This window comes from Sunxiuqinia rutila, assembly GCF_050589705.1.
Classification (GTDB): Bacteria; Bacteroidota; Bacteroidia; order Bacteroidales; family Prolixibacteraceae; genus Sunxiuqinia; species Sunxiuqinia rutila.
In genome coordinates, this window is the sequence record NZ_JBNGOT010000014.1 from 68,709 (window position 1) to 95,627 (window position 26,919).

General features: G+C 41.1%; 12 protein-coding genes. 5 read left to right on the forward strand and 7 right to left on the reverse strand.

Features of this window, described 5'->3' with window-relative positions; genetic code table 11:
* Nucleotides 1-69: 69 nt before the first annotated feature.
* From ACRD6K_RS16070 to ACRD6K_RS16095, 6 genes are all read right to left on the reverse strand, one after another.
* Complete coding sequence (locus ACRD6K_RS16070) at nucleotides 70-585, reverse strand: RNA polymerase sigma-70 factor (protein ID WP_430974093.1); 516 nt, start codon at nucleotides 583-585, stop codon at nucleotides 70-72.
* 387 nt (nucleotides 586-972) lie between these two features.
* Complete coding sequence (locus ACRD6K_RS16075) at nucleotides 973-3,315, reverse strand: DUF5703 domain-containing protein (RefSeq protein WP_430974094.1); 2,343 nt, start codon at nucleotides 3,313-3,315, stop codon at nucleotides 973-975.
* Between the two features lie 36 nt (nucleotides 3,316-3,351).
* On the reverse strand, nucleotides 3,352-5,475 hold the full coding sequence (locus ACRD6K_RS16080; protein WP_430974095.1) for a right-handed parallel beta-helix repeat-containing protein: 2,124 nt from the start codon (nucleotides 5,473-5,475) through the stop codon (nucleotides 3,352-3,354).
* Between the two features lie 151 nt (nucleotides 5,476-5,626).
* Nucleotides 5,627-8,794 carry a glycoside hydrolase family 2 protein gene (locus ACRD6K_RS16085; RefSeq protein ID WP_430974096.1) on the reverse strand — a complete coding sequence of 1,056 codons (3,168 nt, stop codon included), beginning with the start codon at nucleotides 8,792-8,794 and terminating at the stop codon, nucleotides 5,627-5,629.
* Nucleotides 8,795-8,890: 96 nt separating this feature from the next.
* Complete coding sequence (locus ACRD6K_RS16090) at nucleotides 8,891-10,531, reverse strand: RagB/SusD family nutrient uptake outer membrane protein (RefSeq protein ID WP_430974097.1); 1,641 nt, start codon at nucleotides 10,529-10,531, stop codon at nucleotides 8,891-8,893.
* A gap of 21 nt (nucleotides 10,532-10,552) precedes the next feature.
* The gene (locus ACRD6K_RS16095; protein WP_430974098.1) at nucleotides 10,553-13,636 is read right to left on the reverse strand and encodes a SusC/RagA family TonB-linked outer membrane protein; all 3,084 of its coding nucleotides are present in this window, start codon (nucleotides 13,634-13,636) and stop codon (nucleotides 10,553-10,555) included.
* A gap of 196 nt (nucleotides 13,637-13,832) precedes the next feature.
* Here ACRD6K_RS16095 and ACRD6K_RS16100 point away from each other — a divergent pair, with 196 nt between their 5' ends.
* The gene (locus ACRD6K_RS16100; RefSeq protein ID WP_430974099.1) at nucleotides 13,833-17,843 is read left to right on the forward strand and encodes a hybrid sensor histidine kinase/response regulator transcription factor; all 4,011 of its coding nucleotides are present in this window, start codon (nucleotides 13,833-13,835) and stop codon (nucleotides 17,841-17,843) included.
* A 161-nt stretch (nucleotides 17,844-18,004) separates the two neighbouring features.
* Nucleotides 18,005-19,057, forward strand: a complete 1,053-nt coding sequence (locus tag ACRD6K_RS16105; RefSeq protein ID WP_430974100.1) for an alpha-L-fucosidase — start codon at nucleotides 18,005-18,007, stop codon at nucleotides 19,055-19,057.
* Nucleotides 19,058-19,142: 85 nt separating this feature from the next.
* Here the strand turns inward: ACRD6K_RS16105 and ACRD6K_RS16110 are convergent, their stop codons facing one another.
* Nucleotides 19,143-20,030, reverse strand: a complete 888-nt coding sequence (locus ACRD6K_RS16110; protein WP_430974101.1) for an AraC family transcriptional regulator — start codon at nucleotides 20,028-20,030, stop codon at nucleotides 19,143-19,145.
* A gap of 284 nt (nucleotides 20,031-20,314) precedes the next feature.
* Between ACRD6K_RS16110 and ACRD6K_RS16115 the strand changes: the two genes are divergently transcribed.
* From ACRD6K_RS16115 to ACRD6K_RS16125, 3 genes are all read left to right on the forward strand, one after another.
* The gene (locus tag ACRD6K_RS16115; RefSeq protein WP_430974102.1) at nucleotides 20,315-23,209 is read left to right on the forward strand and encodes a glycoside hydrolase family 2 protein; all 2,895 of its coding nucleotides are present in this window, start codon (nucleotides 20,315-20,317) and stop codon (nucleotides 23,207-23,209) included.
* A gap of 79 nt (nucleotides 23,210-23,288) precedes the next feature.
* The gene (locus tag ACRD6K_RS16120; protein WP_430974103.1) at nucleotides 23,289-26,198 is read left to right on the forward strand and encodes a glycoside hydrolase family 2 protein; all 2,910 of its coding nucleotides are present in this window, start codon (nucleotides 23,289-23,291) and stop codon (nucleotides 26,196-26,198) included.
* A 5-nt stretch (nucleotides 26,199-26,203) separates the two neighbouring features.
* On the forward strand, nucleotides 26,204-26,902 hold the full coding sequence (locus ACRD6K_RS16125) for an RraA family protein (protein ID WP_430974104.1): 699 nt from the start codon (nucleotides 26,204-26,206) through the stop codon (nucleotides 26,900-26,902).
* The last annotated feature ends 17 nt before the right edge of the window (nucleotides 26,903-26,919 follow it).

A 26,919-nucleotide genomic window follows, 5' to 3' on the forward strand; every position in this document is an offset into this window, starting at 1 on the left:
GTCTGATTTGGTAATCTGCTTCTAAGGCAATTCAAATTGAAAGATCACTTACAAGCCAACCATCTTTTTTTACGAAAACTTTTTCAGATGAACTTTAAGTTGCTTTAAACTCCGGAAAATGAAGGTTTCAACAGTTTTGACAGAGAGCCCCAGTTGCCTGGCTATTTCCTTATGGCTCAGTCCTTGTTTTCGACTAAGAAGAAAAACCTGCTTTTGACGTGGGGGAAAAAGTTCTACCTGTTGGTCAATCAGATGAAGCAATTTTTGATGGTCCAGATTGGTCGTAATAGCAGTATGGTGGGGGAGCAGGTAAGCATAGTGCTGGTTTCCTTCGGCCTGTCTTTTTTGTTTCTGAATGTAGTTTAAACTTTTGTTCCGCACCATGCGGTACAGGTAAGCATTAATGGAGTACCGAACAGGTATTTTTTTGCGCTCTTCCCAAAACTGTGAAAATGTTTCCTGAATAATATCTTTGCAGGCTTCGTGTTCCCGGGTGATTCGTAAAGCATAAAAGAACAAAGGCTTGTAGTAGGAACGAAAGAGTAAATTGAAGGTTTTTACGTCCCCGCAATTTAACTTTTCCATTAACTCCTTTTCGGGGAGAGATATGTATTTGTCCAGTCCCAAGCAAACAAAGGTTATAGCTATTTAAACCATAAGTTAAGGACAAAATTGGTTTTTAACCAATAGTTTGGCGTATAGTTATTTCGGAGGAAAATAAGTTTAGTTGGAAAAATACGACCTCTGGCTTTTTGTGGTTATTGAAGTACAAGTTTGTTTTGATAAAAAGGAGGGTTAGGTGCTTTATTGGAGCAAATTTTTAAGATGCCGATGAAGCGCTTTGAAGACGATAGGAAACTTTTGAATACAATTGTTACCTGTCGCCCTCAAAGCTTTCTTTTCAAGTAATGGTCTGAATTTGTGATATTTACATTTTGTAGGTAGCCCAATTTCAAGTTAAGCAGGTCTTTTTTATTTGTTGTTTGGTTGAACGATGTCCTTTATGCGTTTTTGAGGACTAACCTTGAGTTCAGTAATTTTGCCATTGCTGGCCTGACAATCTATGATCGCCTTATTGGGCGCATGTAGCCTGAATTCTACTTCCCAATCTTTAGGCCAGCTAGGGAGTAGGTATATCTTGTCGTTAATAGTTTGAATAAGCATCTCCTGCAAGTTGATCATTCCAGCACCTCCATGGTCGGTGTCGGGAATCCAATCGGGTCCTGGTCCCCAAAATGTAGGAAAACGCTTTGGGGAGTCAGCCAGTTTATCGACCACTAAATGGGCAGCTTCATCAGTCAATCCAATCCGCGATGCGAAAATACCAACCTGGCTCCAACATGCTGTAAAGCTTCGTTTTTTGTTTGACTCACCGTGAAAATAGGTATTTATAGCAACTTGAGTGTTCCCGTTCTCAATGCTGAATAAACCATAAGGGAAAACTGGATACAATTCAGGAATTTCCATGTTGGCCACATATTCCCATGATTCGGCTGGTTTTATTACCCTGTAATTATTTTTTGTATCGAATGAAATTTCGGGTAAACGTTCTAGGTATTCCTGATAATACTTCTTTTCATCTTCATCGATGTATTTGTCAGGCATAGCCAGCATACGGGGAAGTGTGGTTTTTAATCCGGCAATCACATCAACAGGGTTTTTCGCAATTTTATACATTTCTGTTGCAGTAGAGGGATAAAAAACTAACTTGCCGTTTTCATCCAAGGCTTTACCCGTCCGTTGTTGCTGGCGAAGCTGGTAGTGTTCGTCAAAAAAACGTAGCGAGCTTTTTATAAAAGGAAGATAATCGGAAATATCTTTCCCCGTAAAACGATAATATTCAAGTATCATAAATGAAAACTCCAATTGATTGGCATGATGATGGCAAACATACCGGTTGGCAAGGACTCCTGACTCTGTATCGAGTGGACGTTTGCGCGCACCTGAATCGAATCCCCAGGTTGATGCGGCAGGCAATCCAAATGTTTCAGGGTGTTCGGAAAAACCGCATCCTTTGTGCCCCCAGTATAAATTAGTGGCTATTTCTACATTTTTCAGACCATTTTTATAAAAATTAAATTGGGGGATCATCATATCAGAATCGCCGCTTTTGAGCATGGGCCAGTAAACTAGTCGTTGGTTTTGTGCTGTATGCGAACCTCCTCCCCATGCTCGATAATCGGGGGTGCCATGGTTGTTTAGCGTTACAAAAACCGGATCAAAGGTGAACAAACCTCCGTTAAATTTGGTAGGGTAGGCACCATAGGCATTGCAGCCCAACTGGTAACGGAACAACTGGTAGTTACGTCCTACTTGCCAAGCCGGATCGGTCGGATCGTTTTTATCAGCATTAATAAAGATGTAGCTTTTTTCCCAGTAGTTATGCCACCACGATTTTGTCTTTTGCCATTCCGATCGATTGTTAAATGACAAGTCGGATGAAAGAAGGTCTTTTTCCCATTGCGCTATCGTGTTTGCTTGATCGGTATGTAGTGCAAATTTAACCTGATGTTTTTTAGCTGGCTTTTCTGATGTGAGAGACCAATACGTGAAAGGCGTATCTACGTATTTCCCCGATCCGGTTCCGGCAGGAATCATACCTTTTCCAAGCATTAATCCTCCAAAAGTTAAATTCTTTTGGGGGTTAGTCAGTTCGTCTTTGACCGCTGTAAGTCCTTGCTGGTTGATGCAAAAGTCAATCAGTAATTTGTCCGAGCAATTCCGGTGATGCCAAAGAACGGCATGCTTATGGTAGCGAATGCTATCCCGATAAGTAACCACATCTCCCTCATAAGCTGAATAGCTAAAGCAGGCACTTCGCTCTTGCATGGGAAGTTGACGGTCTGCGGTACGCCAGTTTTCGTAAAAAGCTGTTAGCTTCACCTCCGATGTACTTGTGAGCGAAACGTTGATGTGCGGTTTAAAAACATCAACCCACAGATTGACGGTCACTTTTTCTTTTCCATTTTGACCAATGATCTGGATGTATCCGTCATGCAGTTTTAGTTCTTGAGAAAAAACGGACTCGGAATCAGTAAAAATATTGGGTTCTAAACGTAAGCGTCCCCGTCCTAATTTTAGCAGTTGGTTATTTTCATCAAATGCGCCAGATCGGGAAATGTAGAAGAGAATGTCTCCATTTTCAACCCATACATTACATCCAATATCGCCACCACCTAAAGGCATGGACTCGCTGCTGTTTTTACTCTGGGAAGTCCAGTTGATATTGTACCTTTTCAGCTGTTTTTCCAGCTCTCTACCTGTTGTTTGTATTAGGAGCATACAGAAAAAAAGGCAGGCCGTTAGTTTATACATATGAAAGATGTTAAGAAAAAAATTATATTGGTTATTTTATTGGATGCCAATTTTATTGAAAGGAATGTTTTTGAATTCCTTTATTTTGAGGAAAAGTGGCGCATCTTCTTTTAACCCAAAATTCTTTTGCCCCATGTCAATAAATCCCGGGTCCTCATTTGTTTCCCAGTTGCTTTCCTTATAATCCAGCCATTCTTTTTTGCCATCCAGTAATTGTTCTACATTAACAAACACATTGTTTTCAAACAGGTTGCGTTGCGGCAAAGAAGGATTATCAAAATAGTTTACCAAATGAGGATATTGGGTGCTGTAAGGCGGATTTTTGTAATTCACAGCCTTCAGCCGTTTTTCAAATAAACCGTTTTCATCCAGCAAGCCTTTTGACCAGTTTTGCAATCGGTTATCGATATGAATTCCGATTTTATTTCCTATGAAAATATTGTTTTGGTAGATGTTATCAGAACCGCCTCCTAAAAGAACATTCCATTTTCCGGCTTGGTAGAATACGTTGCCAAACACGGTCATGCCGCAGGCCCCATCGTCGTGATAAACGGCGCAAGTATTAAAATGATCCGGGATATTTTCAAAATAATTGTATCGAACAATGTTGCCTTGTTCTGCAGGATTACGACCATAATAAATTGCTCCCTGGTCTTCAACCTCAAGACATACATCATGCAGATAGTTGTATTCAATGAGGTTGTTATTGCCAAACATGAGGTAGATGGCCATGCTGGGGGTATTGTATATCTCACAATGACGGACTGCATTACCCACTCCTGTCAAATACACAGCCGGACGATAGGATTTTTCGATACGGTTTAAATCATGGAACAAACAATTTTCGACGAGGTTATTCCCTGTTTCTAATGTTAGCAGGTTGCCACCTCCGAGAATTACACCTCCTGCTCCAAGATTATAAAACTGGCATCCAATAATTTTGTTGTTCTTACCTCCTTCGCGATTGAAAGTTGAATTTGCATATAAATGTTGCTGTAAGCTTCCTACAATACCCGCTTGTGCTTCTCCTGTACCTTCATGCCGATACTCAGCAAATGGTTTGATGCCTTTTCCTACGGTAATACCAAGGCTTCCTAAGTTACGGAAGGTGCAGTTTTCGATAGTGACGTTTTTGGTATTGCTTAGGGCTATCCCCATACCACGCGCGCACTCAAAAGTGATACCTGAGATACTTACATTTTGAGCCGCTTCTAGCATTAAAAAAGGTTGTTCCAGAATGGAGAACTCCAGAGATTCTATTGCTTGTTCACCTGAAATAAAATGTAGAGTTCCTTTTTTCCGATCAATGTAGTATTCTCCCGGAGCGTCCAACTCGCATAGTAGATTCACGCCGTACCATTGTCTCCAAGGCTTATCGTAGCCAAAACCGTAAAGTGTTGCTGAAGCCGTAGTAATTGTATTTCCCTTGGAATTGATGTTGGCGATTTTTACCATATCATCGGCATAACCCCACATAAAATATCCGGCCATCCAGGCATCCTTTTCATTAGTCCATTTGTCTATGCGTGAATCTTCGTATTTGATTACCCCTCCACGATTCGAAAAATCATCTTCTCTAGGAATGGAGCCTTGATCCAGTACTTTCCCCATGGGAATCATTTTTTGGTTAGGCCAACGCGATAAATGCATTGGTTTTTTATTGACAAATATTTCGCCCCAGGCGTTTCCATAGGGACGAGCAAACCCAACGTTTCGCAAGTTCCCATAGTTAGTGATTCCAGCCTTCTTAAGCTTGACGGTGTAGTAATTTGCAGGAGCGTCATCGTCGGTATTCTTTTGTATGAATTTTATGGGGATAGATGCCCCACCGGTGAAAAAAACCGGATCATTAGGGTGTCCTTGTATCGCAATATTAGATAAACTTTCATCAAGTGAAAGTGTTTTATTGATGGGATAGGTTCCTCCTTCCAGATGAATGGTTACGAACGACTCATCGCCGTTTGCTCTATTGGCTTGGACGATATTTAATGCTTTTTCAAGTGATGCAAATGGTTTCGTTCGGGTTCCCGAGTACTGATCGCTACCAGTGGAGGAGACAAATAGTTGTTCGGTTGATTGAGAAAGCCCTGTGCTGTAATACGCTAGAAGGATAGTTATTAGGAGGCTTACTCGTTTGAGATGTAAGTGAGGGAAACGCATGATAGTGGTATTTAGTTGTTTTTGTAAATTTAGAGTTTTAATAATCATCTCGTACGATGAAATAAGTTCAATGTGAATTGTTTAAAACCGTATACCCTTGAATAAGAATTCAAAGCTATACGGTGATTCATTTATTTTTATAGTAGTAGGTCTATTTTTGAAACAATAGTTTTTTTGCAAAATTATTCGCAATAGGATTAGTTTGTAATTTACTTTTTAAATTCAATTCGCAAATTATAATTTCACCCTTGCCTAATTTCAGTTCTGCTACTGCCGCTGCTTTTCCTTGGTCTTCCACCCAATTGGTATTCCCGCTTGAGAGTATGGGATTCCATCTATCAGCAATAACAATTTTATTTAAGAATGGCATGATGTATTCGGCCTCTTCATCATACCACATTCTGAAATCGAAGGGCTCGGCATCTTTTGTAAAACGATGACCAGTTTGTGGCGAAGCAAAATAGTAGCTTCCCATTGAGGTGTTTTGCACAATGACTTCAGTTCCTCCAATCTGGTGGGTCCCAACAGGAATATCAAAAAGAATAATTCGTTTGCCTGATTGGGCAAGCCGTTCAAATTCTTCTTTATTATTGCTAAATAACTGAAAGTCATTTATCAGAATAATATCGGAGGAAGAAAAGTTTTTGTTATTCTCAATTTTCAATGTTTCTAAGATGTATTGAGCTTGTGTGGTTGTGTTTCCCATTGCGGTAATTTTCTTGTTTTCCGATGAGCTTTGGGTTGGGAAAACATCAATATTATTCACGACTGCATCAATCAGCTCGCCGTTTTTATCAAAAAGTGCTGCTCGCAACTGATATGTTGTTCGTTTGTTCACCACAGGAGTTTTAAACGAAATATAGCCCTGAAAACGTGAACTATTTGCCGGGATATCGGTGGCGGATTGTCCGGAATATATTACTCGCCCATTGTGTTCCAGTTGATACTTCAGCACATAATCCTGAGGTACGGTGTTCGGATCGTGACATATCCAAGTCTCAAACTTGGTTTGTTCGCCACTCCAAAAGTGATGTCGATCGGCGCGTAATGATACTATGGTTGGTTTCAATGCTTCCTGGTAAGCAAAAAAACCCTTTTTGGGATTGCGATCAACATCCATAATAGTTTTCATCCAACCGGCAGGCCAGGCATCGATAAATAGGTGCATGGCAAAAGTGACCATGTTGGTATCGCGACGGAAGGCTTCGGTAACGGTTTCAAGCGCCCAGGCTTGATGGTCATGGCTGGCTTCGACCCAATCTTTCAGGGAATATTGGGTATTGTACCACATGTAATGAAACTTATGGGTTTGGGCCGCATAAATGCGGTTGGCTGTCCAGTTTTTCTCGTCTGCTTTGTTTTTGGGCAACCATTCTCTCGGATAATACTTATACATGGTTTTCACAGGATCAAGTGCTTCTGCTCCAAACTCACCACAGCCATAGTACCAGCCGGGCTTTACCCACTGCCAGTAGCCGCGTACCAGCTTACCAATTCCCAGACCTTGCCCGTTGTACCAAGTATTATAGCAGTGGTTGTCAGGCAATCCTGGAGTGGGGGGATCATAGTCGCCATCACTTTTTTTGATAACACGATCGGGGTTTTCTTTATGAATGGCTTCATCCATTGCTCTAAAAAGGGCAAAGTATTCTTCGGGTTGAGCCATATTGCGATGAGGATGTCCTTCTCCGTTGGGGAAGCGTTCGTTAATGTATGTAACCATGATGTTGCTGGGATGGTTTCGGATCAGGCGTTCCATTTCAGCACTTTGCCGAACACATTCTTCCCATTGGTTGTAACGAATGCCACCAAAAGTAGGGAAATCTGTTTGGAGCATTATTCCTAGTTTGTCAGCGTATTCATAGATTTCGGGTTGTACAGGGCGTTGTGTTAAGCGGATAAAGTTCATATTGCAAACCTTGGCAAGTAACAGATCATCAATTAGCTGGTCCCAATCTTTTTTGTAGACATCTTGCTGCAGGAACCCCATGGAATTTGCTCCTCTCAAGCGAATCTTTTCATTGTTGAAGTAGAGTCGTCCTTTGGGGCGTGAAACAGTATCCATTTTAAATGAACGCATACCAAAAGATTGTGTGTAAGTGTCTGTCTCCTGCTGATTTTCGTTCAGAACTTTTACTTGTACCTGATAAAGCCAAGGAGTTTCGTTACTCCACGAACGAAAATTTTTCATTGGAATTTTGTAAAAGAAATAATTAACGCCATAACCTAGTTTTATAGTGCTTTGTTCCCAATCGGTTGGTTTTTCCAAATCTCCAATACCTGGGATATGCAGGGCAGAAGGAATAATGAGGGAGTCTTTTAGTACGGTAGCTTCAAAGTTTTGGCCAAAAACTGAAATTTGAAACGTAACAGGAAGGCGTTTTTCATTATAATTATTGACTTGAAGCCTTAATTCGGCCATGCTTTCGTTATATAGCGGGCGGACAAAAACATCATCAATGTGGATGGCGTTGCGTGTTTCCAGGTAACAATCCTGATAAATCCCCATACCGGCAGCACACTGGTGTCCGCCATCGTAGAAATTATCATAGCCTAATCCGGTAACTCCGTATATTTTATCACCAAATATGCGTTCTTTTCCTGCTGCAACAAAGCCGGTTGTTGTGTAGTCATTCTCAACTTTCACCAATAAGGTATTGTTGCCAGCTTGAGCAAATTTGGAAACATTAAATTCAAATGGTGCGAAAAAGCCTTCGTGTGATCCGACATAAGCACCATTCAGAAAAACACTGGCTTTGTAATCCACTCCTTTAAAACATAGGAAAAGTTCTTGACCGTTTAGAGTTTCTTCAGGAATGTTAAGTTCTTTAAAGTAGTAGGTGACGGCTCTTCCATATGGAGCGTCAAAATGAGGGACGGTTACTTGCTCCCAAGTTCCTTTCCCCTGTAAAGTGGCAATAAAATTTTTTTGATCTTCTGCTGTTTCCTGTCTCCATTGAAAATTCTTCAATGGTATTCTTTTTCGATGGCTCGTAATTTTGGGTGCTAACTCTTTCATGAATGGGAGGTAGGTATTGCGAGCTTGCTGAAGTTGTTCTTTTACTTGTGCCGGAGTGCGCTGAGGAGTTGTGACAACAAATTTATTCTTGTTGTTCCTGTCGAAAGGAAGGAAAATATCGGGTAAAACCGGAGGTGTTTTTTCTTCAAGCAGCTTGTAGCGTTCATTTTGGATTTTATTTCCAATCTCTGCGAAAAAATCGGACGATTGATTTTGGGCAATACTTGGCAGAACATTCGTGCTACACAGGATAATGATACTTGTAGTTGCTTGAGCAAAGAATCGAGCTAATTTAACCATGATTCAGGTCGTTTTTATGTGTCTGAAGTTTATTGAAGGAGCCAGCATTTTGATGTGCTGACTCCTTATTTTTAGAGAATGATAAAGTAGTCTGGATTAATATCCAGGATTTTGTTCAAGTACAGCTCCTGTATTTCTATCAATCACCGATTGTGGGATTGGAAATAGGTTGTTATGTGGGCTAACCGTTTTTTGTGCAGCCAGATGTCCATAACTTTTGGTGCGTTCATAAAGTAAGTTCAACCGACAAAGTGTTAAGGTACGGTATTCTTCGCCAAATAGTTCACGAGCTCGCTCATCTAAGATGTAGTCCAGGGTAACATCTGCACTTTCTATAAGTGTTGCCGAAGAACGCGCTCTTACTGTATTAATATCAGCCGCTGCCTTGTCTTTGTCTCCTTTTCCAAAGTAGGCTTCGGCGCGGAGTAAGTAAGTCTCGGCTAAACGAATGACGTAGAAATCTCGCACATAACCATTGTCTGGTTTGGCATCAAGGTGTTTATCAGTGCCAAATTTCCACCAAACAGGATAGATTAGTTGCATGGTATCTTCAAGGCTCGTTAAAAATGATTCAGGGATTAAGTCTCCAGCTTGATACCCCAGCTTAGCTCCTTCGCCAGCATCTCCAGCAAAATAGAACTTACGTTTGATACAAGTTTCAGAATTACGGATATCTTGAGCGGCGTTTTTCCAGATTTTATAGTTGGTGTAGTTTGTTGGTCTCACAAAGGCCACCCCACGGCCAGTACTATCCTGAGCAACACCCGAGTATCCGGCTTTTGTAAGACGCCACCACGATGGATGCATGATCCGCTCAATTAAAGGACGCCCGTAGTTGACCGTTCCTCCGGGAGTGTTATATTCCATTTGTGCTACCCAAATGGCTTCCTTGTTGCCTTCCTGGTATTGCTGGTTTCCTATGCGAAATAGATCCCAGTAAACGTTTTTCCCTACTTCAGAAGCACGGGCTCCGAAGCGCGATGTCATAAGCTGATAATCACCATCTTCACCATCAATGACTCTTGAAGCCGCTGTAATGGCACCGTCATAATCTTTGAGACAAATGTTGATTTCGGCTAATAAGTGATCGGCAGCAGCTCTAACAATTCGCCCTGGAATTGCCGTTTTTATTGGAAGGTGTGTGCTTGCAAATTCCAGATCTGTTTTCGCAAACTGCCATATTGTTTCGCGCGGAGTCCTTGTAAAATCAACTTTAGGTTCATTAACCGGAGCATCAACAAGGGGAACACCTCCATACAAGTGGGCTAGGTTGCGGTAGGCAAATGCTCTGAAGAAGCGTGCTTCGGCGGCAATCGCATTCTTTTCTTCATCACCGTTCCATTTAACTTCTTCTCGTTCTACCCCTTCAATAATGGTGTTGGCTACTTTAATAATGCCATATTGCCAGGAATACCAACGGCTGGATAGTGATTCAAACTCGTTAACTTGAGACCAGTCGTTAAAAACTTTTTGATCATCTCTAGGGGAAAAACATACATCAGTACCGAGTCCTAAAGGAAAAATGTCTCCCTCGCCGTCTCCAGCGTTGTAGAATGTTTGTACGTTGCGGTGCAGCGTTCCTATGGCCATTTCAAACTGAGACTTATTTAAATAAGCATTCTCTGTTGTCAGAAATGACTTGGCTTCTTCGTTCAGAAAATCTTCATCTGAACTACAGCCGGCAAATAGCAACAGGATGGCTGTCAATAGTGTTAGTGTATATTGATTCATCTTCATAATTCTGTTCTTTTATTGAGGTTAGAAACTTAGATTTGCTCCTAGGGTGATTATGCGTAATGCCGGGTTTGAAGTTCCGATAGTTCCACCGGTCTCTGGATCAAGCCCGGTCCAATCGGTCAGTGTAAACAAGTTTTTTCCGCTAGCAAATATCTTCAGAGTACTGACATTTAATAGATTCGTTATTTCTTCAGGGCAGGTGTAGCTTAGCGTGAGGTTTTGTAAGCGAACGAACTCTCTTGATTGGTAAAAGCCATATCCAAAAGGATTTCCATAATTGGGTCTTGGATTTTTAGTGCTTTGGTTATCCGGCATCCAGTATTCATCGTTTAGCCAGTTTCCAACTTCCGGCATAATCTGTCCTGGGTTAAGTCCATATTTGTTGTTTCCCAGGTAGCGATTTTTCCCTCCGGCAATAAAGTTGATGTCGAAATAGAGTTGGAAGTTTCGGAAAGTTAGGGTGTTGGATAGGTTCATGTTGAATGCGGGAGTACGATAACCAATAATTGAACGATCAGCAGAGTTGATAACTCCGTCAGGTTGCCCCGTCAGGTTGCCTTCATCGTCACGTCCATTAATATCCCTTATTTTTAAGTCGCCAGGTGCAAACCCAAATTGATTGATGTATTCTGTGTCCTCAGTCTGTACAATGCCCTCCACTGTATAGTCATAGATAGCTCCAAGCTCTTCTCCAATGAACCACCCGTTACCAATATCGTCGTCTTCTACGCCGTCTCCATCACTATCCAATCCATATAGGCTGACTAGTTCACTTCTGTTTCTCCAGAATGAGTATCCGGTTTCCCATTTGAAATGATCCTGATCAATGTTAGTTGATTTTAGCGAAAATTCGATTCCTGTATTATCAACTTGGGCCAGATTGGTTGTTATGCTGCCGTAACCAGTCATGATTGGAAGGTATCGGGTAAGCAGTTGGTCGGTTGTTTGACTTTTATAGGCGTCCAGGCTCCCGGATAATTTACCATCAAAAATGGAAAAGTTTAATCCAAAGTTAAAGGCTGAGGTTGTTTCCCAGGTTAGTGCTTTGTTGGCTAGTGCAGATGGATAGGAATAAATGAAAGGGCTGTCTCCAAAAATTGTTGTTCCTGTGCTAACACTTGCCATAGTTGCATAAGGAGCGATACCTTGATTTCCATTTTTTCCGTATGATGCACGAAGCTTTACATAGTCAAGCATTGGGAAGTTATCTTTTATGAAATTTTCTTCGCTAACTGTCCATGCAATTGAGGCTCCCGGAAAATTTCCAAATTTATGTCCGGGGGCAAAGCCAGAAAAGCCATCTCGTCTGAAATTAAGGGTTAGGAGATACTTGTTGCGGAAGGAATAGTTTAGCCGCCCGATGTACCCAACATTGCTTTCCTGCCTGTAGTCGGTACTACCGCTTCGTTTCTCACTGTTCCCTAATGATAACCCATTCCAGCCTAAAACAGTTGTTCCGGTTGCCTCAAAATCGCTGGCTGCATACCGAACATTTTCTCGGATGTATTGCTCGCGGGTATAGCCTAAAAGCATATCAACCTTGTGATCCTTGACATGGAAATTGTAGGTGAGAATATTGTCGATCAGCCAGTTTCTGGTTGTCTCAATTTTCTTCCACCCGTTTGCTTTATTTAAGAATTTTGAAGGATTTAAAATGTCGTCTTCAATGAGTGTATTGATGTAGGCGTTTTCGTGTGCAAAATTTGCTGTTTTTGTCGTCAGTCTGTTTTCTGAGACATTGACACGATAGTTTAGTCCTTTAATGTAGGGAACCTTAATGTCTACAAACCCTGTTGTTCTTAAGCTATAGTTCTTATTCATATCATCAGCAAGACGAATATCTCCAGAACCGGGGTTTCCCCAGTAAGGGTTAAGTAAGGACGTGCTGCCTGAAGGGAAGCGCTGCAATTGATTTTCGTAACCATCAACATATTTGTAGCTAAAGGGACTCATATAAGTTGCTTCGTACAAGCCAGGAGATTTACCTGAATAATCGCGCGCTGCATAGTAGAAATTTAAGCCGAAAGACAGCCAGTCAGTGATTGTATTCTCTATTTTAGAAGTGATTGCATATTTCTCATAAATATCGTTGGCAACAACTCCCTGCTGGTCAACATATGTTCCGGAAACATAGTAATTAGTTTTTTCAGTTTTTCCTGAAATACTGGCTTCGTAGTTTTGCAGGACACCGGTTTGCGAAATTTCATCCATCCAGTTGATCTGATGTCCTTCCTGGTAAGCTTTCAACTCCAAAGGCCATAGAATATCTTCCAAATCAAGATCTTCAGCCCCTCTGATTTTCTTGTTATCGCGCCTCCATTGAATGAAATCATCACCAGTGCGCATGTCTGGTTTTGTGGTCCAGTTTTGAATTCCGGTATAAACGTTTAGGTTAATCGTTGGTTTGGACGACTTTCCTTTTTTTGTGGTAATAATGATTACTCCGTTTGCGGAACGAGAACCATAAATGGCAGCAGCACTGGCATCTTTTAAAATATCAATAGAAGCAATATCATTTGTGCTGAGCTCATTGATACTTCCATGGAAAATAACACCGTCAACGACAACCAATGGATTGTTGCTGGCATTTAACGAATTTTGTCCGCGAATTAGCAGACTCGGAGATGCTCCAGCGCTTGTGACCTGCCCAATGTTAAGTCCAGGAGTTGTTCCTTGGAGAGCTTGCATGGGATTGATGTTAGGGACAATGGCAATTGGGGAATCTTCGAGCCTTACACTGGAAACGGAGCCTGTAAGGTCCTTCTTTTTTGTTGTACCATATCCAATGGCAACAACCTCTTCAAGGCCAAATACATCACTTTTTAAAACAACAGGAGCCTCTTGAATACTACTCGCTTTAACTTCTTCAGTTTTCATCCCAATAAATGAAAGCTGAAGAATTGCTTCAGGAGAATTAACCTCAAGTGTGAAATTACCATCCAAATCGGTTATCGTTCCGTTAGTGGTTCCTTTTTGTACAACATTTGCTCCCGGAATAGGACTGCCGCCCTCCTCGGTTACAGTACCCTGTATTTTTAAATTTTGGGCACTAGCTGATAAAATAAACAACAGCAGACAGCTTACTGTTAGTAAAAAATTTTTCATAAGCTTTTTCATTTTAGATAAAATAATCGTTCACAAAGCTATCAGAAGAGCAATCTCCTTGTTACAAAGGAATCGGGCTTACTTTTGTAGTTTTTCGGAGGACTAATACAAATTCGGAATATTCTAATATAGATTCGGTGTAAGTCATTTTGCCTATGTAGAAAGTATTACTTTTAGCAGATAAACCCCGAAATACATGATGGATAAAAAGAGCTTAACTTTTTTATTGTTTTGGTTTATTGTATTGGTGCCATCGGTTGGATATGCTGAAGAACTGAGTTTTATTCAATATCGAACGATCGATGGGTTGTCATTTAACAATGTTGATTATCTGGCCGAGGATGATGAAGGCTTGATTTATGCCTGTACAAATCTTGGTTTGAATATTTTTGATGGAACTAAGTTTACTGTTTTCAACCAATACAATACGGATGGGTTTACGAATAAAGTTAATTTGGTTACTCCCATTGCTCCCGGATATATATTGATTGGTACAGCTGAGAAAGGATTGTTTGTCTATAATAAGTTTGAAGAACAGATTATCTCATTGAAAGAGTTTTTCGGATTTCCTTTTTTTTCAGCAGTGGTAGCAACCATGGATGAGCAACACCGGGTATGGATTGGAAGTGATGATGGAAGATTGTTTTGTCTTGACGGGAAAGAACTCATTTGTGCGATTCAACAAGGAAATCCTCTGAATTTGGTACAGGTTGATAATTTACCAAAAGCCAGGATTAATTCCTTGTTAGCTTTGAATAAAGAAATTTTACTTGGAACAGATGAAGGCGAAATATACCGCGTTCGCAAGATTGGGAATGATTTTATTGTAGATAAGCCTTTAAGCTTAAGGTCAATAGCCTGTGTTTATGCTTTATTTGAGAAAAATAAAGTATTGTATGTGGGAACAGAAAAGGGAATTTATCGTCTGAGCAATTATATGGACTTGTCTTATAATAGTGAAATGACGCTGGATGAGCCTTTTTGTCTGGAACGATGTATTGTTCGAACGATCTCAGCACATGGATTGAATTTGTGGGTGGGGACCGAAGGAAATGGTTTATTTAAAGTACCGATTAATCCCCAAAAAAAATCAACAATTCAGCAGATAAATTATTCCAACAACAAACGCAATGGGATTAATTCAGATTATATTCTTTCATCTTTAATTGATTCAGATGAAAACCTATGGATAGGAACCTGGTTCGGAGGAATTAATCATTTAGATTTGAAAAAGCAGAATTATGCTTTCATTTATGATCAGGAAAATGAGAATGATATTTACTCGAACATAATCTGGTGTTTACAAAACAAATCGGATGATGAATATTGGGTCGGAACGCATGGAAATGGACTATGTAGCTACCGATTGGATGAAAATAGCTTTGTGCAGGAAAAATATAGTCCGGAACTCCAGTCGATATCTTCCATGTATCAGACGTCAGACAATAACTATTTGTATGTTGGAACCTGGGGGCGTGGAGTTAAGGTCTACAATGCCCAAACCCTGGAAGCCTTGCCACATATGGAAAAAGCTTTGGCTAGGTTGGCCGATGATCGTATTTATTCAATACTTCCAGATCCAAATGGGAACTTATGGATTGGGTGTTTTAAGAATGGCTTGCAACGTTTTTGTAAAGAGAAACAGCAACTGGAACCAATTGTTCTAGCCAAAAAACAGATCGATATTCGTTTTATATTAATAGACTCCATTAAAAATATGATATGGGTCGCTTCTTTGCAAAATGGATTATTTCGAGTTGAATGCTCTGAGACTTGGGAGCCAGTATCCATACTTCATTTCGATAGGTTTGACGGCCAAACAGAACGTCTGAAGCCTGAATCCTTGTTTTTGGACGCCGACAGACGGTTATGGATTTTATCACGCAATGGCATGGGGTATTATGATGAAGCAGCACAAAAAGCTAAAAAGCTGACTATTTTAAGTGGATGCATTACAACGGGAATGACAACTGATCAACAAGGTGCTTTTTGGGTGAGTAGCTATAATGGAATTTATAAGGTGAATCCTGAGAATGGATATTCTGAAGAAATGCTAACCGATCATGCATTTCATTCCATCGTATACAATAAAAAAGAAAATGTGCTGCTAGCAACCAGCGATGAAGGAGTTTTAAAAGTTGATCCTGATCATGAAATAAATATGGGGAGTGAGCCCAAAATAATTTTATCAGACTTGAAAATACTCGATCAAGAGGTGAAGCCGGGAATTAAGCTTGCTGACAAAATGATTTTAGACAAGCGGCTGAATTATTGCGATACTTTGATCATTCCTCATTTTAGCCATACGTTTTCAATTCGTATGAATATCCTGTCTTTTTCGAAAACACAGAAAGAGAAAATCAGTTACATGCTTGAGGGGTTTGAAGAAATCTGGAATGTTTTGCCAGGCAAATCAGCAAAAGCAGTATATACCAATGTTCCACCAGGGCGTTATTTGTTTAAGGTTAAAGCAGCCAATGAGTATAACCTTTGGTCAGACGAGAGAAGTTTGGTACTGATTAAAGAAAAACCATGGTGGGGGACCAATTTGGCTTGGAGTATCTATGTGATTATTGTGGTAGGTATTATTTATTGGATCATACGTGAGCTCAATATTCGTGTGAAAATTCGGCAAGAGTTGAGAATTGAACGAATTAAGCAGGAACGCGAACATGAGTTGTATCAACAAAAGGCTGTTTTCTTCACCAATATTTCACATGATTTACGCACTCCTCTGACCTTAATTATTGGACCTTTGGAGGAAATGTTGGAAAGCAAACAGTTTAATGATAAGGTGGAACAAACACTTCAACGTATGTTGAAAAATGCCCGAATGCTTTTGGGATTAATTAATCAAATTCTAGATTTCCGAAAAGCTGAGACAAATAATTTGAAACTGGAGTTAAAACAGACTGATCTGAGTGTATTTTTGCACCATGTCTATAGTCAGTTTAATGAGTTAGCGAAACAAAAGAAAATTGATTTTGATTTGGTTTGTCCGGAAGACTCTATAATATTGGTCGCAGATCCTCAAAAATTGGAATCGATATTGTTTAACCTATTATCGAATGCAATTAAGTTTACACCTTCCTATGGAAGTATTCTTGTTGAATGCCGCACTGATGATACAAATGTGATTATTCGGATCTGTGATACAGGAAAAGGAATGGCTCAGCATGAAATTCCTAATATTTTCAATCGCTTTTATCAACTGAAACCTTCGGGAAAGTCTCTAGGCACGGGGATTGGATTAAATCTGGTGAAACGCTATATGGATCTTCATGAAGGGAGTGTTGAGGTACAAAGTAGCTTGGGAAAAGGGAGCCAGTTTACACTTATATTTCCGCGGGGCAAGGTCCAGGGGCAATATGAGGAATATAGTTTTCAAACATCCATATCTTCTTTAAATGTTGAACATCAAGAGAGCATAGAGCAGGATGGCTTTAAAAAAGAGCCGGTCTTGGTTGTTATTGATGATCATCAGGATATTCTTGATTACCTGAAAGATATTTTGGAGAAGAACTATCGCGTTTATACGGCAATAAATGGGAAAGAAGGTCTGAGCTTGGTCGCTCGTAAACACCCTGATCTGGTTATAAGTGATATTATGATGGAGGATATGGATGGCTTGATGGTGTGTAAAAAGATAAAATCCAATTTGAATAGTTCTCATATCCCGATTATTCTTTTAACGGCAAAAAATGCATTGGAAGATCGGATTGAGGGATTTGATAGTGGGGCTGATGAATATATTGAAAAGCCTTTTAATAGCAAGTTACTGTTAACCCGGGTACGTACTTTAATTGAACATCGGGAACTGATCAAGAGGCGTTTCTTGCTCTCTGACCTGAAAAATACAGAAGTTGCTCCTTCATCTGTCGATGAAAAATTTATGAAGCAGGTTGTTGAGCTTATCGAGGCACATATCAATGATTCTGATTTTACGGTTCAAAGTTTAGTCGATGAGATGAAGGTAAGCCAAGATCAGTTGTATCGAAAAATCAAGGCTTTGACAGGTTTGTCGATTAATCACTTTATTCGTCTTTTGCGATTGAAACGAGCAGCGCAAATGTTGGCTTCAGGACAGTATACAGTTAGTGAGGTCGTTTTTCAGACAGGATTTAATAATCCGTCCTACTTCACGAAGTGTTTTAAAACGGAATATGGAGTATTACCAAGCGATTTTATACAGCAAGTCAATGAATAGTTTTAAGCATGAGGGAATTGGACGAGGTCGTCGGTATTTGTAAAGGAAGAATTCTTGTTTTTCCGTATTTATTATCGTGTTTTTGTGACCAGAAATAACAATTCACTATTTTGTTGACGAATTAAAGATTGATTTTCTAAACCAACTTAAATACTACAAAAATGAAAAAACGACTACTCCTTGTAGCGCTTGTGCTCGGTTCTTTATCGGGTAAACTTTGGGCTCAAGTGAATTACCTGGAAGAATCTGATGCTGATTTTCAAAAACGAATGGAATGGTTTACCAATGCCAAATATGGCATGTTCATACATTTTGGCTTGTACAGTCAGCTTGGGGGAATTTATGATGGAAAAACAGTTAAGGGCTATGCCGAATGGATTCAATCATCGGCTGATATTTCACGGGAAGAGTATGCCCGGTTAATTGATACCTGGAATCCACAGCATTTTGACGCGGATAAAATAGCACGTTTAGCTAAAAAGGCCGGCATGAAATACTTGGTGATTACCACAAAACACCATGAAGGTTTTTGCTTGTGGGATTCTGAGTATACCGATTTTGATATTGCCAGTTCTCCCATGAAAGGACGTGATTTGATTCAGGAACTATCTGATGCCTGTAAAAAGCAAGGAATCAAGTTCGGAACGTACTACAGTATTATTGATTGGCATCACCCTTCGCAACATCGCAATGATTCAGGAAAAGATGGATGGAATCGTTGGGGCCAGGTGGCTATGATTCCTGAAAAAAAGCAAGAATACATCGCTTATATGAAAAATCAAATCCGTGAATTGGTTGAAAAGTATGATACCGAGATTTTGTGGTTTGATGGCGATTGGGTGAATTGGTGGGATATGGAAACTGGCGAGGACTTGTACCAATACATTCGTGCGTTGAAACCATCGATCATTATCAATAACCGAGTGGCCAAACGAGCTCAGTTTAAACGAGACTTTGGAACACCGGAGCAGGAACATCCTGGAGATGTACTGGATCACTACTGGGAGGCATGCTATACCATGAATGATTCATGGGGATTTAAAAAAGAGGATCATAACTGGAAAAGCGCTGATAAAGTTTATAACCAGCTCAAGGAAATTAATGAAAGAGGAGGAAATCTCTTGCTAAACATTGGGCCCGATGGGGAAGGTAATGTCCCTGAAGAAAGTGTTCAAATCCTAAAAGAAGTAGGAAAGAAACTAAAGAAGAAATAGTCCTTGAGCTTATTCGGCAAAGGGATTTCCGTTATGAATTAGGATGAATTCTAACGGGACATGAGTCTGTTTAAGAATGGAAAACTTACGCTTGTTTTTCTTCCTCAAACAGACTTTTCTTTTTTTGATAATTGCCGGGAGTTAGCCCGATTATTTTTTTGAATTGCCGATTAAAATAGGACAGGTTATTGTACCCACATCGGAAACAAATTTCAGAAATCGAAAGATTCCCTTCAATTAAAAGCTTGCAGGCAAAACCTACCCGCACTTCATTGATAAATTCACTGACCGATTTTCGTGTCTTTTGACGAAAGAAACGACACAAGGATGCCGGAGTCATATTGGCAAGCAGAGCGAGCTCTTCCAGTTTAATTTCTTTTTCAAAATTGGTGAGGATATAATCATAGATTTTGTCAATTCGCTTGGAATGGTGTTTCTGGTAATGATCGGCAAATGGAATACCTGATAGAATGTTATGGTTTTCCACTTGAGCTAGTTTGTGTAGCATTGTGAGCAAGTGTGTAAGTCGGTCAAAAGGCTGCAGGTCGATCATTTTTCGGAGCTTCCGTTTTACCGGATGTCCCTCGGGTAAATGGTAACTGATTCCGCGAGGAGAAAGCTCCAAAAGCTTTTTTATAGGAGCCATCTCAGGCAATTCCCAAAGATCTGGCCCTAAAAAGTCTTGTCCAAAATGCAGTACAATCGCACTCACTTTCTTTTTTGAGTTGTGGTCGAAGTAGCTGTCATCACTCTTCCAAACATGGGGTAATCCAACTCCCAAAAGCACCAAATCTCCACTACCAAAGCGCGATATGTCATCACCAATAAAACGGGTTCCTTCCCCTTGAATAATATACACGAGCTCCAATTCAGAGTGATAGTGCCAATGGTCGTAAAAGGCAGTACGGGTATCTTTCCGAATTGAAATGGATTGATGAACCTGTTTGGTCAGTTTAAAATATTGTGCCTGCATAAAATGTCATTTAGTGATAATACCGAATCACAAATTGAAGCAAATTTACTGGATTTATTGATCTGTTGAAAATATAGTTCAAGTTACAGGTAAAATGATTCAACTACTTTAAAGCTGAACAGTGTAATTTTGAACTGTGCAGGAAAGGCTTATTTCCATTCATTAAAAAGGGCTATGAGACTTTCTCTTCGAATCTCTATTTGAAAAGTATATTGAAATGATTACTACTACAACTAATAATATAGAATGAGATGAAGAATCTACACTTTTTAATTTGTTTATTCATGTTCTTACTAATTGCTCCGTCGGGTTACGGACAATTAGCTGTTGTTCCTCGAAACTCCTCGGTAAGTCCTGTGAAAGTTGACTTGAACGGGCGATGGAATTTTAATGATTCCTTTTCCGGCAAGCTTGCTGAGGTGGGCAATCGAGCAAAAAGATGGCCTCAGATTGAAGTCCCTGGAGAATGGACCATGCAGGGATTTGAGGTAGAACCTGGAAAGGCGGGAGTTTATTCCCGATCTTTTGCTGTTCCAAAGACATGGACAAACTGCAAGATCTTTTTACGTTGCGATGCCGTTTTTAGCAAGGCTGATTTATTTGTTAATGGGCAAAGTGCAGGTTCCCATACCGGCCCGATGGTTGCGTTTGAAAAAGAGGTTAGTTCTTTGCTCAAGCGTGGAAAGGAAAATCGCCTGACAATTGCTGTTACAGCAGAAACAATGGCTGATACCTTGATGTCGGGAACGCAATATGCTGCCCATCAACTGGGAGGAATTCTACGAAAGATTTACTTGTATGTCGTTCCTGAAGTATACCTTGCCGACTTGGTTGTAACCACTCCTTTGGATCAAAATTATGAGCATGCTGATTTAGCAATTAATGCAACATTAAAAAATGCTGTTGCTGCTGAACGTGCTGAGGTAAGTGTTCGTCTGTTTGCTCCAAATGGGCAGCCAATAGATCTAGCAAACTCTCGTAAAACATTCAAGTCGAATGGTGAAAAGGAGTTGCCAATCAGCCTTTCATTTTCGGTAGCTAAGCCTAAAAAATGGGATGCTGAACATCCAAACTTATATCGCCTTGAGCTCGATGTTTTAACTGATGCTGGAAATGAAACCATCGAGAAGAAAATTGGCTTTCGACAGATTGAGGTCGTTGGCAATCAGCTTTTCGTGAACGGAACTCCGATTAAAATGAAGGGGGTGAATCGCCACGAAGTTCATCCATTGCGAGGAAGGAGTTTAACTCCTGAGCTTTGGAAGCAGGATGCTGAATTGTTTAAGCAGGGAAATGTCAACTACATCAGGACTTCCCATTATCCGCCAGCTGAAGAGTTTATCGCTTTGTGTGATAGTCTTGGCTTGTATGTGGAACTGGAGAACCCAATTTGCTGGGTGGGCCATGGAGCTAATGAGCATTGGAAAACAAATGACCCTAAGGATCCAACCATGTACCGCTATTTTGAGCAAATTGCTCGTGCTGATCTGGCTTTCTTTCGGAATCATCCAAGTATTCTGATTTGGTCGATGGCTAATGAATCCATGTGGACTGAGAATTGGTCGCGCTTAGCCGACTTTTATGCGCAGCAAGACCCGACCCGACCTGCTACCTTTCATGATCAGGCTTACGGCGGATTTAACAACTACGGTAGTACGAAAATGCCAGTGGCCAACATGCATTACCCGGGGCCTAATGGACCTCAGGTGGTGGAGGACTTTAAGCGTCCGATATTGTTTGGCGAATATGCTCACCTGAATACCTATAACCGGGAAGAAATCGTTACTGACCCTGGCGTGCGTGATGCCTGGGGACGCGGATTCCGAAAAATGTGGGAAGGTATGTATAAAAGCCGGGGATGCCTCGGTGGTGCTATCTGGTCAGGAATTGACGATGTCTTTTATTTGCCTGACGGACGTGCTGTTGGTTATGGCGAGTGGGGGCCAATTGATGGCTGGCGACGCGAAAAGCCTGAATACTATCATATGAAAAAGAGCTATTCTCCGGTAAAAATACATAATCAGCATGTTGAAGTTCCTGAAAAAGGACAGCCTATTCGTCTTCAAATAGAGAATCGCTTTGATTTTACAAACTTGAGTGAGTGCCGTATTTCCTGGCAAGTTGGAAATAAGTTGGGTACGGTAAGTATGGATTTACCTCCACAAAAAACAGGCATCTTGGATATTTGGCCCACAAACACGCAGTTGGATGGGGAAATTATGACAGTTCGTGTGGTCTCTCCTCAGAATATTGAAGTAGAAGCCTGTGCTATCGAAATAGGCCAGGTAAAACGCGATGATTTTCCCTTCCAAAAAGTGTCAGCTCGCCGGTTAGCAGTGTCTCAGGAGGATGATCGTCTGCAAATAGTCGGAGACGGATTTGAGTGGGAGTTTGGCTTGAAAGAAGGAGTGATTAATGGTGCTCAAATCAATCATGAAAAAGTTCTCAATGGCGGAGCCGAACTGATGATGCTCGAGTTAAGAACAGGCCCTTGCAATACGGAACACAGCCTCGAAATTCCTCTTCATAATTCGCTTTGTACCGGGAAAAAGGTACAGGATGTTAGCTGGGAGCAAGTAAACGATACCGTAAAAGTTAAAGTTTTGCTTAACTACACGATGGCCGAAGGGCAGATTAACTACGCGTTTACAGCCGGGGGGGATGTGGTGGTCGATTACCAGATGAAGGCAACGATCAAAATGAATCCACGTCAATGGGGATTGGTTTTCTCAGTTCCTGAAAGTTCGAAGAATTTGCAGTGGTATCGGAAAGGACTTTGGAGTTGGTATCCTGAGAATCATATTGGACGTACGAATGGTGAAGCGGTGCCTTTTGGCGACAAAGCTTTCCGAATTGAATCGTTTGGGCAAAAGCCTGTCAATGATTGGCGTTTTGATGCCATTTCGTTGGGAACAAATGATTTTAGAGCAACGCGTGAGAATATTTACTGGGCTGCTTTATCCAATGCCGATGGTTATGGGGTAACGGTTGTTGGCGATGGCCAACAGGCTTTCAGAGCTTTTGTCGATGCTAATGAAAACATCAGCTTCTTGGTGGCTGGTTATTCAACCGGCGGAGGCGACATGTTTTTTAGCGGGCATTATAATGATGAGCGTAAACCTTTGGAAGAAGGAAGTGTGATCAAATCCTTCGTAAAACTGCAATTGGTGAAAAAGTAAGAAAGGCGCAGACAAAGGCAAAGGCTCTGTTTTGTAAGGATTGGAAATTTTGAAGAATAAATCTTAAACCTTAAAACGAATGAAGAAACTTAGTTTATTAATGATATTCCTGGTGTTTGCAGTAAGCATCCAGGCTCAGCTTACTTTTGATCCTCAAAAGTTGGAAACGATCCGTTGGAGCCCCATTCCCGAAAAAGTTAAGGGGATTGATGGGGTACAACTTGACCTGAATGGAACCTGGAACTTTAATCCAAGTCCAGCAGACTCGTTTTGGAAAAATATAGGTAGCACAAACTGGGAAAATATTGAGGTTCCGGGCGAATGGGTGATGCAAGGCTTTGAAGTAGATGCCGGAAAGTATGCCGGTTACTATCGGGAGTTTCAGCTTCCTGAATCGTGGAAGAAAGCTCGTATTAAGCTGAAATGTGAAGCTGTTTACAGTGAATGTACCATTTGGATGAATGGAAAAAAAGTTGGAGGACACTTAGGCGGATTTACCCCTTTTGAGTTGGATGTTACCGATGCGGTAAAAAAAGGAAATAATACAATTGCGTTGGCTGTTCGTAGCGAAAGTGTGGCCGATAGCCTGTCCTCTGGTTCAAAGTATGCGGTTCATCCCTTGGGAGGTATTTCCCGTCCAATTTATTTGATGGCCCTTCCCGAAGTGAATGTAGCATCCTTGCATGTCCGGACAACATTTGATGAGACATACGAAGATGCTCTTCTTCAAACCCAGCTTTTGTTGTCTAATGAAAGCAACAGAAGTAAAGATGCCGTTCTAAAGTTTGAACTTACCGATCTGTCTGGAAACCACGTTGCTTTTGAAGGCGACAAGCAACTGTCTGTTTCGCTGGAAGCAGGAACAAAAAAGATTGAAACAAGCGTGAATGTTCGAAAACCGCAGAAATGGGATCCGGAACATCCCAACCTTTATGTGCTGCATTGTTCACTGTTTGTGGATGGCGTAGAACAAACAAAAGTGTCACGACGATTTGGTTTTCGACAAATTGAAGTTCGCGAGAACCAGGTTTTTGTAAACAACCATCCGATAAAATTACGCGGTGTCTGTCGGCACGAAGTTGATCCTTTGCGGGGACGTTCGTTGAATGGAAACCAGTGGTTTGAGGATGTTAAACTGTTTAGAGAAGGAAATGTCAATTACATCCGTACTTCGCACTACCCTCCAAATCAAAAATTGTTGGATGCATGCGATGAGCTGGGAATGTTTGTTGAGGTGGAAGGCCCATTTTGCTGGGCTGGCAAAAAGCCGGTAAATAATTCAAATTACTTTGAAGCCATCGTGCAGCCCATCCTCGAAATGGTTGAATTGAATAAGTCGCATCCATCGGTTTTGCATTGGTCAATTGCGAATGAGTCGTATGATTTTGATGAACTTTTTAAAGAAGCCGCTGACTTAGTAAAGGCTGCTGATCCTTCACGACCTCGTATTTTTAGTCAATACGGACCTGATGGAGATGGCGGATATCTGGAGCTTGCCAATCATCACTATCCAGGGCCTGGAGGTCCCGATAAATATCGCAACCACAAGCGTCCAATTACTTTTGATGAATACGTACACTTGAATGCCTACAACCGATTTGAGCTGATGACCGACCCTGGAATTCGCGATTTCTGGGGAGATATTTTGTATCACATGTGGGAGAAAATGTATGCTGCAAAAGGCGTGCTGGGTGGCGCACTATGGGCTGGTATTGATGATACCTTCTTTTTACCATCAGGACATGCTGTTGGCTACGGAACCTGGGGGCCTGTCGATGGCTGGAGAAGGCCAAAACCGGAATATTGGCATATGAAGAAAATCTATTCACCGGTAAAAATCAAACTTGAAAGTGGACTGAATGATGAGCCCGTGAAGCTTACATTGGAGAATCGCTATTTCTTTTCAAATTTGGATGAATGCCGGATTACTTGGAGTAATAATCAAGCCAAAGGACAACTACGAGTTGAGGCAAAGCCTGGCGGATCAGTCGAAGCAACGCTTCCTTTCACATACAAGGAACTAGGGAAATTGAGGTTGACTGTTTACAAAGACAGTAAAGTGGCCGTTGATGAATATGCTTTTGATTTTTCGATGCCTGAAATGGAGATTGCTAAAACAAATGAGGATCGTTTTCAGTGGAGCCGAAAGGGAAAACAAAAAATTGCTGAAAGTAAAAAGTTAAAGGTTGAGTTTGGCCCTGAAGGATTCCGTATTTCAGACTCAAAAGGACACGATGTGTTAAATGATTGGCCAATATTAATGCTGGTTTCTGCCAATAATAAAGGCGATACACAGATGACCAAGGAAACACCGGATTATACGCTGTATTCACCCGCTGCATCAAATCGTAGCATTCATTCTGTGGACGTAGAAGAAGGAGAGAAGCAGCTTAAAATTGTTCTGACTGAAGGATACGATGAGGCAACAGGAACGATGGAGATCTCTGTTCAGGCTAATGGCTCCATAGCTGTTTCGTACGATTACAGCATGCTGAAAAATGAGAATTTCCGTCAATGGGGTGTGGCATTTTCATTGCCTGAAACATTCAATACCCTGAGTTGGGAGAAAAAAGGACTGTGGACCGTTTACCCCGAAGATCATATTGGACGGCTGAAAGGTGAAGCGAAACTTTTTTACAACGATGAGCGCTGTGGATTAGCAGGCCCTTCGAAAAAGCCTTCCTGGGCTTATCATCAGGATCAAACACGCTATGGAAGTAACGATTTCCGCTCAACCAAGCGCAATGTATTTCAAGCTGCCTTAGCTGCTAAAGGTGCAAGTACCATTCAGCTAAAATCGGACGGTAGCCAGCATGTACGTAGTTGGCTTGAGAATGGCAACATTCATTGGCTGGTGGCGGGGTACGATAATCCGGGGTCAGAACGGTTTCTGCGGGGATTTAGTTCTCATGCAGCTTTGTACGATATTCCGTTAACCAGAGGCCAGAAGCTAAGAGGACAAATAAAACTATTAATTACTAACGAATAAATAAGATGACTGCAAACGATTGGAAAGACGACAAAGAGCTTTTCGGTTTTATCCGTAAGGAACTCTATACCGCTGTAGTTGGCGATATTATGGATAAAATGGGACTTCAGCATCAGTTTTTACCTCCTCAAATCAGACCGCTGAAAGAGGAGATGTTGCTGGTTGGACGGGCGATGACTGTTTTGGAAGCTGACTGTTTTGAAGAATTGAGCCCCGGATCACAAAACCCCTTAATGGATAAACCATTTGGCTTGATGTTGGAAGCCTTGGATGATATCAAGCCGGGCGAGGTTTATATCTGCTCTGGTTCTTCACCTGCCTATGCTTTAGTTGGCGAACTGATGCTTACCCGCATCAAAATGTGTGGTGGCACTGGAGCTGTTGTCAATGGCTATTCGCGCGATACCAAGGGGATTTATGATGTTGATTTACCGGTGTTTTCTTATGGACCCTATTCTCAGGATCAGGCTCCTCGTGGTAAAGTGATTGACTTTCGGGTGTCTATCGAAATGAACGGGGTTCGTATCAATCCAGGTGATATTATTGTTGGTGATATTGATGGCGTTTGTGTAGTCCCTCAGTCGGTTGAGAAGGAAGTATTTGCGCGCTCTTTGGAAAAGGCTCGAGGGGAGAAAACGGTATTAAAAGCCATTCAGGAAGGGATGAGTGCTGTTGAAGCTTGGGACAAATACGGAATCATGTAAGGCAATGTATAAATAAG